This is a genomic window from Algoriphagus mannitolivorans DSM 15301, from assembly GCF_000429425.1.
GTDB lineage: Bacteria > Bacteroidota > Bacteroidia > Cytophagales > Cyclobacteriaceae > Algoriphagus > Algoriphagus mannitolivorans.
The window spans coordinates 230,720-244,629 of record NZ_AUBV01000006.1 but is presented as its reverse complement, the minus strand read 5'-3'; the positions used below and the strand labels follow the sequence as shown (position 1 = coordinate 244,629).

General features: G+C 45.0%; 10 protein-coding genes. 8 read left to right on the top strand and 2 right to left on the bottom strand.

What is annotated here, in order from left to right; genetic code table 11:
- Window positions 1-9: 9 nt before the first annotated feature.
- Together G458_RS20400 and G458_RS0107755 are read right to left on the bottom strand one after the other, a co-directional pair.
- On the bottom strand, window positions 10-1,173 hold the full coding sequence (locus G458_RS20400; RefSeq protein ID WP_035467891.1) for a PepSY-associated TM helix domain-containing protein: 1,164 nt from the start codon (window positions 1,171-1,173) through the stop codon (window positions 10-12).
- On the bottom strand, window positions 1,173-3,554 hold the full coding sequence (locus G458_RS0107755) for a TonB-dependent receptor (RefSeq protein ID WP_026951401.1): 2,382 nt from the start codon (window positions 3,552-3,554) through the stop codon (window positions 1,173-1,175). Before G458_RS0107755 ends, G458_RS20400 begins: the two co-directional genes overlap by 1 nt.
- Window positions 3,555-3,804: 250 nt before the next feature.
- Between G458_RS0107755 and G458_RS0107745 the strand changes: the two genes are divergently transcribed.
- The 8 genes from G458_RS0107745 to G458_RS0107710 all read left to right on the top strand — a co-directional run bounded on the left by G458_RS0107745 (window position 3,805) and on the right by G458_RS0107710 (window position 13,888).
- Complete coding sequence (locus G458_RS0107745; RefSeq protein ID WP_026951400.1) at window positions 3,805-5,256, top strand: PhoPQ-activated pathogenicity-related family protein; 1,452 nt, start codon at window positions 3,805-3,807, stop codon at window positions 5,254-5,256.
- A complete protein-coding gene (locus tag G458_RS0107740) occupies window positions 5,253-6,437 on the top strand; it encodes a glucuronyl esterase domain-containing protein (protein WP_026951399.1) in 1,185 nt (394 codons plus the stop codon). Before G458_RS0107745 ends, G458_RS0107740 begins: the two co-directional genes overlap by 4 nt.
- A gap of 34 nt (window positions 6,438-6,471) precedes the next feature.
- On the top strand, window positions 6,472-6,780 hold the full coding sequence (locus G458_RS0107735; RefSeq protein WP_026951398.1) for a type II toxin-antitoxin system HigB family toxin: 309 nt from the start codon (window positions 6,472-6,474) through the stop codon (window positions 6,778-6,780).
- A 3-nt stretch (window positions 6,781-6,783) separates the two neighbouring features.
- Complete coding sequence (locus G458_RS0107730; protein WP_026951397.1) at window positions 6,784-7,140, top strand: helix-turn-helix domain-containing protein; 357 nt, start codon at window positions 6,784-6,786, stop codon at window positions 7,138-7,140.
- Between the two features lie 77 nt (window positions 7,141-7,217).
- A complete protein-coding gene (locus G458_RS0107725; protein ID WP_026951396.1) occupies window positions 7,218-8,225 on the top strand; it encodes a sialidase family protein in 1,008 nt (335 codons plus the stop codon).
- A 13-nt stretch (window positions 8,226-8,238) separates the two neighbouring features.
- Window positions 8,239-9,186, top strand: coding sequence for a dihydrodipicolinate synthase family protein (locus tag G458_RS0107720; RefSeq protein ID WP_026951395.1), 948 nt, complete (start codon window positions 8,239-8,241; stop codon window positions 9,184-9,186).
- Between the two features lie 22 nt (window positions 9,187-9,208).
- Window positions 9,209-10,672, top strand: coding sequence for a sodium:solute symporter (locus tag G458_RS0107715; protein WP_026951394.1), 1,464 nt, complete (start codon window positions 9,209-9,211; stop codon window positions 10,670-10,672).
- 255 nt (window positions 10,673-10,927) lie between these two features.
- Window positions 10,928-13,888 (top strand): DNA polymerase III subunit alpha, encoded by a 2,961-nt coding sequence (locus G458_RS0107710; RefSeq protein ID WP_026951393.1) that lies wholly within the window; start codon window positions 10,928-10,930, stop codon window positions 13,886-13,888.
- Window positions 13,889-13,910: the final 22 nt, after the last annotated feature.

Below are 13,910 nucleotides of genomic sequence, written 5' to 3'. Positions count from 1 at the left end.
AGTCCGGGTTTAAACCCAGACTTTTTGTTCTTTTTGGAATTTCCCAGGCTTTTTGATGACCTTCTTTTCTTTTTTCTTTCTTCCATACCAAATCATAAATCCTGTAACCGGGAGTGAGGCAATAATCGCACTTAGGAAAAAGGCCAATATTTTCCCTGGCAAGCCAAAAATTGCTCCTACATGGATATCATAATTCATCCGTGCTAGTTTATCCCCAAATGAAGCTTCGGAAAATCCATTCCATATATGTCCAACAGGGAGCTCCGCTAAAGTGTACTGGTCAAAATATCTATAGTCCATTTTCCAATAGGTACTGGCGTCAGGATTGGCATTGGCGGCAATAGAGGCATGCTCGAATTCCGGGGGATGTACTTCAATCCACTCCGCATTAGGGTACAATTCTCTCATCCTTAGCCAGGCCCGATCTAATGCAGGAAGCGAATCTTGGCTTATCTGGGTGGAATCCGAAACCGGAGTATAGTATTCCTCAAATTTCTCCCCTCCGGTACTGGCAAAATAGACCGCATCCCGAAACCAGGTGAACCCCCAGACCAAGCCTGTCAGGGCAAAAACGAGGGCAAATGTCAAAACGTAAAAACCAAGTACCTGATGCAGATCATAATTCTTTCTTCTCCATCTGGCATTCCATCGAATGCTGAATTTTTGCTTCTTTGGCTGCTTCTTTTTGGGCCACCAAAGGATCAATCCAGAAATGCACATCATCAAAAACACCAAGGTGAATCCAGCCACAACGGGTTGTCCGATCTCAGGTGGAAGCCAAAGGTAAAAATGCCCATCCAAAACTAATCTGAAAAAGTCGGCAAACTCATCTTTGACCTTCAGGATCTCCCCGGTGTAGGGATTTACATAGACGAAGTAATAATAATTCTCTTCAAAACTATAGTAAATGGCCTGGGCAGACCGATCTGCCGTAGGATACAATACCGCATGAAGATGTTTTTCCGGAAGCGCTTCATTGGCTTTTTCCCATATTTCGGTAGGATAGAGAACAGGTGAATTTTGTTGCTCCACAAATCTGTAGGGCTGAATCAAATCCTGAATTTCTGACTGAAACGCATAAATACAGCCAGTCACGGCTACAATAAACACCACTAGCCCGGACGAAAGTCCGAGCCAGAGGTGAATTTTTCCAATTGCTTTTTTCCAATTCATCAGAATCTGTAATTCAGATTAAGAGAAACATTTCTAGGTGCCTGAGGAGTGACAGTGGACCAGCCGGAGAAATACTTTTGATCGGTCAGGTTGTTTACTTTCAAAGACAAAAAGTACTGTGGTCCGGTGTAGGAAATTGCAGCATTGAAGACTTCGTAAGCAGGCAAAGTGAAGGTACCCGTGTTGGCTCTGTTCAAGGTGAAGTGTTCACTGGCGGCATTGCCCCCCAAGCCTAGACCAAAGCCTCTCAAAGCACCCTGGGAGAAAGTATAGCTTGCCCAGAAATTCATCAATTGATCTGGTCCTGCCTCTTCAGGCCGAAAGCCCAAATAACCATTTTCCGGGTTGTCACGGGTGACCTCTGTATGGTTTTTGGAATAGCCGGCAATGAGATTCAGTCCTCTTACAGGAGAAGCAACCAAAGAAAATTCCAGTCCCCGGCTTTGAACCTCTCCTCCCTGAATGGAATTATTTATATTGTTTGGATCTGACATGACCCTGTTTTTCACCTCAATTGAATAATAGCTTGCAGTGAAAGCAATTTTATCCTGGTACAAATTGGTCTTTACTCCTAATTCCAACTGGTTGGCTTGCTCTGGGTCAAATGCCTTTATCCTCGGATTAGATCCATCCAAATCGCTGACCTGAATTGGGGCTACATTGGTAAAGCCATTCATGTAATTCCCGAAAATGGAGACCTTGTCTTTCACAGGTTGATAGACCACACCAAATTTAGGTGAAACAGCATCTTGGCTTTTCACCTCATCTTCTGACCAATAGGCTGTTTGTCCTTGAAAGCGATCCCAACGTACACTGGTCATGACAGAAAGGCGTGGCAATACTTCCATTACATTCGACACATAGGCACTGATTACCTCATTACTTGCGGTTGAATTGCCTTCAAAAGAATCTTTTAGCAAATCATCCACTCCCGCACGGGTGAGAATCCCTGAGTCTGATCCTTCTTGAAGCGATACTATCCCATTGGCTACCCAGCCTGTACTTCCATTCAAAATCTGAGAATTGAAGTAATCTATCCCAAGGACGATTTTGTTGGAGGTAGATCCAAGGGAGTACTTTCCAATGAGATTTTGCTGAATACCTGTGGTATTGGTCTGCCCATTTCGATCGGAAATGAATCTCATGAAATCATTGCCATTGGATTGGTCCCAGAGATAATGATAATAGCCGTCTGTTTTGGTGCTGCTTCTGGAGACCACAGATTGGGAGGTCCAGTTTTCAGAAAGTTGGTAAAAGGCCTGAGCCTGCAATGCAAAACTTCTATTATTAATGGTTAGCTCATTGCTGGTAAAGGAGTTTTCGTAGTTTTTCTCAAACAAGTCCAAGGAAGAAAAAGAGATCGGAGCAAATCGGCTCAGAAATATCATCGGAGCATTGGCGGATTCAGCATTCAGAAACTCAGTGTTGATTAAGAAAGTCAAGCGGTCACTTGCCTGAAGTTTGAAGGAAGGAGCCACAAAAAATGACTTCCTGCTTCCTGCATCCTGAAAGGAATTTTGAGATTGATAGGCAGTATTGACCCGCATAGAGGCCTGGTCTGTCAAGGGCAAATTGATATCTCCGGTCAGTCTGTTAAGCCCAAAGCTTCCAGTTACCATTCCCAATTCTCCTTTGAAGACGTCCTGGGGCTTTTTGGTAGTAATGTTGATCAATCCTCCATAAGATATCAATGGGCTCCCGAAAAGGGTACCAGAAGGACCTTTGATCACATCCAGGGATTCGACATTGGAAGGATCCAGACTTCCGTTATTGATGCTGGGAAGTCCATTGACCAGGGTGGGCTGAACAGAAAATCCTCTCATGGTATAATACTCAGCGCCATCTCCTCCTCGACCAGTTGACTCCCAAAGACGGGTCACCCCAGTGGCATTTTTTAAAGCATCATTCAAGTTGGTGACCACCTGTTCTTTCAGAAGTTTTGAGGAAATCGAATTATAGACTTGAGGATTTTCCAAGTCTTTCAGCGGAAGTTTGGCCACCGTGAAAGAACTGTCGTTATAAAACCGGTTACTGGCCAAGTCAGATACAACCACTTCCGACAAGTCCGTAGAAGATTCGGTAAGTACAAAAAATATTTCTGGGTTTTCTCCCTCAGTTATCGTAATGGTTTTTTCCAGTTTGGAGGCTCCGATCAAAGAGGCATACACGGTGTAAGTACCCGGCTGGATATTTTTGATCAAAAATTCTCCAAATCGATCGGTGGTAGCACCTTTGGGGAATCCCTTCAATCCAACATGTACAAATTCTAAAGGCTGAAGATCTGCAGAGGACACTTTCCCCCGCAAACTTCCCTGCTGCGCCATAGATACGGTGCATAGCAAAAGTAGAAGACTAAAACTAAGTAATGATTTAAGGTTCATATCGCAGTAATTTATAACGGCACAAACCTATTAATTAGATTAATTCTAAACAAGCTATTTAGAAATAATCTAAAGAAAAATAGCAATGAATATTTTTCCAGTTGAAAAGAGCCGGAAAACCCTTTTCAAGGGAATTGATTTAAATGCCCAATGTCTCTCCGAAAGAAGAATTGAAGGGATAAATACGGAGCAGGTTGCTAGCCTAACTTTAAATCACTAGATTTTAAGGAGTTAAAACCATTATCCTTTTATGAAACCCAGCATAACCTACAGCTTCCAAAGCCTGATTTGGCTTATTTTCCTGTCTTCAGGAATTTTCCATTCCTGTCAAAAACCCACAATCGCTCCCGAAGAACCAAAGGTCGGGTCAAGCACTTTGCTAAAAGACTATGTTCATTCTCCTGATTCTACTTTCAGATATGAGATCGTCCTCTCTGAATCTGAGGATGAATACGACTACCACGTCCTAAAAATGTACTCTCAGCATTGGTTAAGTCCTGACCTGGTCAATCAAACCGAATGGTGGCATTGGGTATCGATGGTGGTCCCAAAAGACACCCCTTTTGAAACAGGAATGCTTTGGATCGGAGGAGGAAGCACCAATTCCAAAATGCCAGAAAAACCCAATGATTTGATTTTGGCCGCAGCTACCCAGACCAATTCCATTGTAGCTCAAATTCATAATGTGCCTTTCCAGCCTCTCATTTTTGCCAATGACACTTTTGGGGAGCGCTACGAGGATGAAATCATCTCCTACGGATGGAGAAAGTTTCTGGAAGGAGGAGCCAAAGACGAGGATGCCATCTGGCTGGCCAGATTTCCCATGACCAAAGCCGCCAAGCTAGCGATGGATGCCGTCACTGAGGTAGCAAAAAATCAATATCAAAAGAATTTGAGGCACTTTGTTGTAGGTGGGGCTTCCAAAAGAGGTTGGACCACTTGGACCACAGGTGCTGTGGATGACCGCGTGATCGCCATTGCGCCGGTGGTTATTGACTTACTCAACCTAGCCCCTTCTTTTCAGCATCATTGGAGAAATTATGGATTTTGGGCTCCGGCTGTAGAAGATTATGTTCGTGAAGGTGTAATGGATTGGGTGGGCACTCCGGAATTTGACCGGCTCTTAGCAATAACAGAACCTTACTCTTTCCGCAAGGGATATGACATGCCAAAGCTCCTGATCAATGCAGCAGGAGATGAGTTTTTTCAGCCCGATAGCTGGAAGTTTTATTGGGACAGTCTGCCGGGAGAAAAGCATGTGATGTATGTTCCTAATTTCGGCCATGATATCGGTGATTCAGATGCGTTACCTAACCTGATATCTTTTTACAATTCCATCCTAAACAATACCCCAAGACCAAAATATGATTGGAAAGTGGAAGGAGATCAAATCAAAGTCACCTTTGACAAAAGCTATAAACCGACTTCGATCAAACTCTGGTCAGCTTACAATCCATTGGCCAGAGACTTTCGCATCGATGAATTCGGTCCCAACTGGACTGCTGAAGAAATTCCGGTTCCGGATTCCGGTGAAGTGGTAGTCAATATGCTTACCCCAGAATCCGGATATCGCGGCTATTTTGTAGAGCTGACTTTTACCGGAGAGAGTCCTCTAAAGGTAACTTCTGGTGTCGATATCCTTCCGAGATCCTATCCTTTTGAGCCGTTTGTTTCATCCAAGTTCAAGGATAAAAACCCATGAAGCTTACCAGAACTCTGACCCTCCTTTTTCTTTTGATCTCAATGCACACCATGGCACAGAAAGAACCTAATTACGATGAAAGCAAAGTCCCGGCATTGTCTCTGCCGGATCTATTCATCAGTGAAAGCGGGGCCTATATCAAGTCCAAGACTGAATGGGAGAATGTCAGAAAACCGGAAATATTCAAACTTTTCGAGCGGGAGGTATATGGCCAGATCCCAAAGGATTTTGATCAAATAACTTTTGAATTGGTCAGTCAAACGGCCAACCCTTATGAGGATATTTCTACTTTGGAAGAAGTCAATATCACAGTCCTGAGAAACGGGAAAAGCCACACCATGCGGCTTAATTTTTTCCTCCCAAAAACAGGCAATGGCCCTTTTCCGGTGATTTTATTGATCAATTACAAGCCCAAATATGCTGATGGTCGCTTGAATGAGGAAGGTTTTTGGCCTGTAAAGGAACTGATCGAAAGGGGTTTTGCTACCGCTTCCTTCCATGCTGAGACAGTAGCTCCTGATCAAGTAGAATCCTTCCAAAGCGGAATTATTTCCACCCTCTATCCCGAACAATCCGGACTTGCGGATGGAATAAAAGCTTTGGGTGCTTGGGGCTGGGGAGCCATGCGGGCAATGGATTACTTTGAACATCATCCAAAAGTCGATTCCCAAAAATCAATTTTGGTAGGTTTCTCCAGAAGTGGAAAAGCTGCACTTTGGACCTCTGCCAATGACCCTCGATGGGCAATTACCTTCGCAAATGAGTCAGGATGTGGAGGTGCTGCATTGTCTAAGCGGAAGTTTGGAGAAACTGTGGAAGCAATAAATAGACGGTTCCCTCACTGGTTTGCGGACAATTTCAAAAAGTACAATGAAAATGAGGAAAGCCTTCCTTTGGATCAGCATATGCTTCCCGGACTGATTGCCCCAAGAGCGGTTTACTACGCAAGTGCTCGGGAAGACCAATGGGCCGATCCCAAAGGAGAATATTTGGGCCTGAGTTTAGGAAGCAGGGTTTATTCTGAGATTTATGGAAAAAAGGCGGAATTCCTGACTGAGTTTGAGCAATTCAGCGGACCTGTTCATTTGGAATCCGTAGGCTACCATATACGAGAAGGAAAGCATAACCTAACTTGGGAGGACTGGAGGATTTTTCTGGAGTTCGTGGAGAAAAATTTATAAAGTTTACCAATAGAAAACTTTTTAGAATTTTTGTATGTTTAACATCATTACAAGGAGAACGCTATTAGACTATTCCAAAAGCTATCCTAGTGCAGCAAATGCCCTATATCAATGGTATCACGAATTGATCAATCTGGACTTGAATAATTTCAATGAATTAAAAGCGCATTTCGGAGGTGCAAGTTTGGTTAAAGATGATCGAGTGGTTTTCAATATCATGGGGAATAAATTTAGATTGGTTGTTAGGATTGTTTTTGAATACAAGGTGATTCAAATCAAGTGGTTCGGAACTCATTCAGAATATGATAAAATCGATGTTTCCACCATTTCATTCAAAAAGTAAGCTATGGAACTTGAGGTAATTAAATCAGAAGAGCAATACGAAAGGGCATTAGATTGGGTGAATGCACAATTGGATAAGAAGGTTATGCCTGACAGTCTTGAAGGAAGAAAATTGGAAATTGCTTTGGTTTTGATCAAGTCTTATGAAGATCAAAATTTTCCTATCCCTCATCCAGATCCCATAGAAACGATCAAGCAACGGATGGAAGAACTTGGAGTAAAAAATCAAGACTTTGTCGGAAAAATCGGTAGTAAAGGATATATCTCTTCAATTTTGAATCGAAGAAAACCTATGACACTTGAAATCGCCAAGATTTTTCATAAAGAATTGAAGATACCAGCTGAGATTTTACTTTCCTGATTCAGGTCACTGCCGGACAGTTATGCAAAAAAGTCCGGCTTTTTTGTTAATTGGAGTACCTTTTATTCAAAAAACCCATGCACTACCTATTCTCTACCTTTTTTACCTTCTGGATGCTGTTTATTTTTCCTTTTTCAAAGGAAAAACCAAATCCAGAAATCCTGTTTTCAGGCTTTGTTTACGAGTCCGCGCCTTTCCCTTCCTGTCATGCCTCCACTCTTTTGGAAACTCCTGAAGGAATCATGGCTGCCTGGTTTGGTGGCACCTATGAACGACATCCCGATGTGAATATTTACACATCTCTTCGGAAAAACGGCTCTTGGACCTCCCCGGCTGAAGCGGCCGATGGAATCGAAAACAAAGACTTTCGAAATCCAACCTGGAACCCTGTTTTGCATCAAAAAAATGATGGCAAAATCGTGCTTTTCTACAAAGAAGGACCAAATCCTCGAGAATGGTGGGGATTGTATAAAGAGTCCAATGACGTAGGTAAAACCTGGTCCAAAGCCGTTCAGACTCCGCCTGGCTTCCTGGGTCCGGTGAAAAACAAAACGGTAATCCTCTCCGATGGCAACTTGCTGCATCCCTCAAGCTTCGAGACCAATGGAATTTGGACTACGCACATGGAATTCACCGATCCGGAATTGAAATCTTGGAAAAAAGTGGAAGTTCTAGGCCCTTTTCAGGCTATTCAACCCACAATTCTTTTTCATGGTGGTGAAAAGCTACAAGTTCTCACACGGACCCAAGAAGGGGTGATTGCCACGGCATGGTCAGAGAATAATGGAAAATCTTGGACCCAGTTGGAGTCCAGTGGCTTGGTCCACAACGGCTCTGGAATTGATGCAGTGACTTTGAAAAACGGGTACCACTTGCTCGTCTGCAATCCGATTCCCAAGGGAAGAAACAAGCTAAGCCTTTTGGGTTCTTCCGATGGAAAAAACTGGGAAGAGCTAATTGTGCTGGAAAATGAGAAAGAAGGTGAATTTTCCTATCCTGCCATCATTCAGGCCGAGGATGGAACAGTGCATATTTCCTACACTTTCCAAAGGGAGAAGATCAAGTATGTCCACGTAAAAATCTGAGCCTTTTTCCACTATGAAAGATTCATCAGAGTTTTACGGCATCATCCCTCCCATGATCACTCCTCTCAATCCGGATTTATCTCTGGATGTGGATCATACGGAGAAAATGATTTCTCACCTAATCCGAGGTGGAGTTCACGGGATTTTTATTTTAGGTACCACCGGAGAATCTGCCAGTATCAGTCAGGATGTCAAAAGTGACCTGATTCGTCTGACTTGTAAGATGGTTTTGGGCAAAATTCCAGTGCTAGTTGGAATCACCGGTTGTTCTTTGATCGAGAGTTTGGATTTAGCAGGAATTGCCAAAGATTCAGGAGCCGATGCCTTGGTAGCTGCTCCTCCATTTTACGTCAACATTGATCAGGAAGAATTGGAGGTTTATTATAAAAGATTGGCGGACGAGGTAGCACTTCCTTTGATGCTGTACAATATGCCTTCGCACACTAAAATTTCCATCGGACTTGACACCATCATTTCACTCTCATCACACCCTAATATCATTGGGATAAAAGACAGCAGCGGAGATCTGGCCTATTTCCAAAATCTTTGTGAAGCATTTAGAGGTCAGCAGGATTTTAGAATTTTCGTAGGTCCGGAAGAAGTCTTAGCAGCTTCCCTAGAATTGGGTGGACATGGTGGAGTAAGTGGAGGTGCCAATCTTTTCCCTCAGCTCTATGTCAAAGCCTATGAAGCCTTTGAGGCAAAAGATTTTGGGCGGCTACGTGAATTGCAGGAAACTATTCTTTTTTTGAGTGCAAATATTTACCAAAACGCAACCTATAAATCCAGCTATCTTAAGGGACTGAAAGCAGCGATGAGTTTGGAAGGACTTTGCCGGGGAATATTAGCTCCTCCCCTTTTTCCTTACTCCGAAGCAGAAAAAGAGGCCCTCCGGGAAAGTTTAGTCAAGGTCAAAACTAAAGTGGAAAAATCCCTCAATTCGATTACAAAACCCCATTAATCTATACTCTTAGACATTCAAAATGCCTATTCTAGATCTGATTGTTTTCCTGGTTTATTTGTTGGCCATTGTGGGATTTGGAGTTTCTTTTTCCTTCAAAAAAAGATCTGCTTTAGATTTTACCACCGGAGGAGGAAGACTACCAGCCTGGGCAATTGGGATGTCCATATTTGCGACTTTTGTCAGTAGCATCAGTTTTTTGGCCTTACCCGGAAATGCCTATTCCGGTAACTGGAATGGCTTTGTTTTTAGCCTTTCGATTCCATTGGCAGCTTGGATAGCCGTTAAGTATTTTGTTCCGCTTTATAGGAAACTCGCGTCCGAATCAGCCTATTTCTATTTGGAACAGCGGTTTGGAGCCTGGGCAAGAATCTACGCCTCGATCTGCTATCTTCTGACCCAATTGGCAAGGATGGGAGCGATCATGTACTTATTGGCCCTACCTGCCCAAGCTCTTTTGGGATGGAGTGTGCCCACCATAATTCTGGTCACTGGAATCAGCGTCATTGCCTATTCCATGCTGGGAGGAATTGAAGCGGTAATCTGGACCGATGCCGTTCAGGGAATCATCCTGATTGGAGGGGCTTTGGCTTGTTTGGGTGTGATCTTCTGGGAAATTCCCGGGGGCGCCTCTGAGATTTTCCGGATTGCACACCAATCTGAAAAATTCAGTTTGGGAAGTTTTGCATTGGATTTCAAGACCTCCACCTTTTGGATGATCATGGTCTATGGGCTTTTTATCAATCTGCAGAATTTCGGGATTGACCAAAGCTATGTGCAGCGCTACCTGACTGCCAAAACTGAGCAGGAAGCCAAAAAATCGACTTGGCTGGGAAGTATGCTCTACTTGCCGGTTTCCTTGCTGTTTTTCTTTATCGGCACTGCGCTATTCGCCTTTTATCAGGCCCAGCCTGACCTTTTACCCGAAGGGATTACCGGAGACAAGGTGTTTCCCCATTTCATTGTCAATCAGCTTCCTGCGGGAGTGACAGGCCTACTGATCGCATCCATTTTCGCAGCAGGCATGAGTACAATTTCTACCAGCATCAACAGCTCCGCCACAGTGATTCTTTCCGATCATTTCAAAAAATACATCCATCCTAATCCATCGGAAAAGACTGCTCTGAATGTCTTGAGACTTTCTTCTTTGGGCATGGGTATTCTGAGCATTTTTGTAGGACTGGCTTTCAATGGAGTGGAAAGTGCGCTGGATGCCTGGTGGGCTTTAGCTTCTATTTTCAGCGGGGGAATTTTGGGACTTTTCCTTTTGGGACTTTTGTCCAAAACCCAAAAACCACAAGCAGTTTTTGCGGTAATTCTTGGCGTATTGGTGATCGCTTGGATGAGCCTTTCTGCGGTTTGGGTGAAAAACGGTTTCCCTGAAACTCTTGCAAATCCTCTCCATACCAACATGACCATTGTAGTCGGTACACTGACGATTTTTCTGGTGGGGTTTGGGCTGGGGCTGGTTTGGTCCAAAAAATAATCTCCCGACATTTTTCTCCAAAATTCTCCTGGTTCTTGATCTGAGAACCCACTTTTTGTTTACATTATAAACACATAAATGTTAAAATAATTAACATTTGGCTTATTGAAATCAACTTTTCCAAAGTTTGAAACTTTGGAAAAGTTCGGTAAAGCTAAGCTCTCGGATTAGGCCATCCCAAACCTTCGAGGTTCCAAAAATCCTCAAAGGTGTCCACCACACCGTATTTCGTAACTCGTCATTCGTAAATCAAAAATGTTCATCAACTGCCATTCTCACTTCAGCTTCAAATACGGGACGATGTCTGTGGAAGCGCTGATCGCTGAGGCGAAGGGCAAAAAACTCGATGCCCTTGCCCTCACGGACATCAACTGTACCGCAGGGGTTTTCCCCTTTATCCGGGAAGCACAAAAAGTAGGTATCCATCCCGTGATCGGCATAGACTTCCGCAACGGCGTCCAGCAACAGTACATCGGACTGGCTCGGAATCAGGAGGGCTTTTTCGAACTCAACAAGCATCTCTCCGAGCATCTGGTCCACAAGCGGGAGTTCAAAGCCAAGGCACCCAAGTTTGAAAACAGCTTTGTGATTTATCCTTTTTCGGAAAAGACTTTTCCCCTACGGGAAAATGAATACATCGGCGTACATCCTGCCCAACTCAACAAGCTGCTGACTTCGCCTTGGTTCCGGAGAAAGGAAAAGCTCGTCCTCTTGCAGCCAGCGACCTTCAGCTCGAAGCTGGAATTCAATGCCCATCGCCTATTGCGCAGCATGGATCTGAACACCCTGCTGAGCAAGCTTCCTGTCGAGGAGCAGGCCGATTCCACAGACCAGCTCTACTCCTATGCTGACCTGATCGCCCGCTGCGAAAATCACAGCTACCTGCTCGTCAATGCCCAAAAGCTCCTTGAGCAATGCCAGTTTTCCTTCTACTTCCAGGTAGTCAAAAACCGCCGGGATATTCTGGGTTCGGACTGGGAGGATTTTGACTTTCTCCGTCAGGAGACTTTCAAAGGAGCCATCCGACGCTATCCCGAGCTAAGTCCACAGATCAGTCAGCGGATCGAAAAAGAGCTCGAACTCATCCAACAAAAAGGCTTTGTCTCTTACTTCCTGATCAACTACGACATCATCACCTTTGCGCAGCAGCGCAACTTCTACCATGTGGGACGAGGGTCCGGCGCGAATAGTATCGTGGCCTATTGCCTGGGGATAACCGACGTGGATCCCATTGAGCTGGACTTGTACTTTGAGCGCTTTATCAATCTCTATCGGGAAAATCCCCCCGACTTCGACATCGACTTCAGCTGGACGGATCGGGATGAGGTCACAGATTATATTTTTCGAAAATACAACACTGCCAAGGAAGAGCATGTGGCTCTCTTGGGTTCGTATAGCACCTTTCAGTACAACTCCATGCTCCGGGAACTGGGCAAAGTCTTTGGCCTGCCGAAGACCGACATCGAATCACTCATCCACCATGCCGACAAAGAAGGCTACGAACCGGATCAATTTGGTAAGCTGATCATCAAATACTCTCAGGTCCTCCACGACATGCCTTCCCACCTGACTATCCATGCCTGTGGAATCTTGATTTCCCACAAACCCATCCACTACTACACCGCGACGGATATGCCCCCAAAAGGCTTCCCGCTTGCGCATATAGACATGCATATTGCAGAAGATATTGGCTTGCACAAATTTGACATCCTGAGTCAGCGCGGCTTAGGCCATATCAAATCCAGTCTGGAGATTATCTACCAAAACCAAGGCGTAAAAGTGGATATCCGGGCTGTGGAGCAATTCAAAAAAGACCCCAAGATCAAGGAACATCTCCGCACCGGCCATACCATTGGGGCATTCTATGTGGAGTCACCCGCCATGCGGATGCTTTTGGCGAAGATGAAAGCCGATACCTATCTGGAGCTCGTTGCGGCCAGCTCGATCATCCGGCCCGGAGTGGCGCGATCCGGAATGATGCGGGAATACATCCTACGCCATATCAGCGAGGAGCGTCGCAAACAAGCCCATCCGGTCATGTGGGACATCATGCCCGAGACCTATGGAATCATGGTTTATCAAGAGGATGTGATCAAGGTGGCCCACTACTTTGCCGGGCTCAGTCTGGCTGAGGCCGACGTGCTGAGAAGAGGTATGAGCGGGAAGTCGAGATCCAAAGATGAATTCCAGCGGGTGAAGGATAAGTTCTTTGAAAACTGCAAAAAGCTGGGCCGGGAAGATCAGGTCGCCAAAGAAGTCTGGCATCAGATCGAGAGCTTTGCGGGCTACTCTTTTGCCAAGGGACACTCCGCTTCCTTTGCCGTGGAAAGCTACCAAAGCTTGTACCTGAAGGCCTACTTCCCGCTGGAATTTATGGTCGGAGTGATCAACAATTTCGGGGGTTTTTATCATACCGAATTCTACGTTCACGAACTCCGGATGAACGGAGCTGCTATCCAAGCTCCCCATCTGAATGAAAGCGAATACCTAACCCGAATCACCGGAAAGACCGTTTTCCTGGGCTTTATCCATATGAAATATCTGGAAAAGGCTACCGTGGAAAAGCTGCTTTCCGAGCGGAGAGTAAATGGGCCTTTTCTGGGTTTGGCGGACTTTGTCTCCCGGGTGGAAATCGGCTTGGAGCAGCTGCTGATTCTGATTCGGATGACCTGTTTCCGCTTTACAGGTAAGACCAAGCAGGAACTCCTTTGGGAGGCACATTTTCTCCAAAACAAACGAAGTACCTTGGTTCATACCCATGAGCTATTCCGAACCGGGGAGATCAGCTTTGGCAAAAAGCCTCCGGAAGTTCCTGATCTGGACGAGACCGATATCCGGCAGGAGATTTTGGATCAGATCGATATCTTGGAGTTTCCGCTAGATTCCCCTTTTCACCTGGTCAAAGACCAAAGTATCCAAGGGATCAAAGCCCGGGAAATGACTCAATACTTGGGCAAACAGGTGACGATTCTAGGGTATCTGGTTACCGTAAAGTACACACGCACGGTTAAGGGAGATGTAATGAACTTCGGCACCTTTCTGGACCGGGACGGGGACTGGATCGACACGGTACACTTCCCTCCCGTGGTCAAAAAGTATCCTTTCAAAGGCCGAGCGATCTACCGGATCGAAGGAAAGGTCGTCGAAGAATTCGGCTTCTACTCCATCGAAGTAGAAAAGCTGGAACGGATGGCGTATTGGAATGCAGGGGATTAAAACTAAAGGAGACTATCGACTG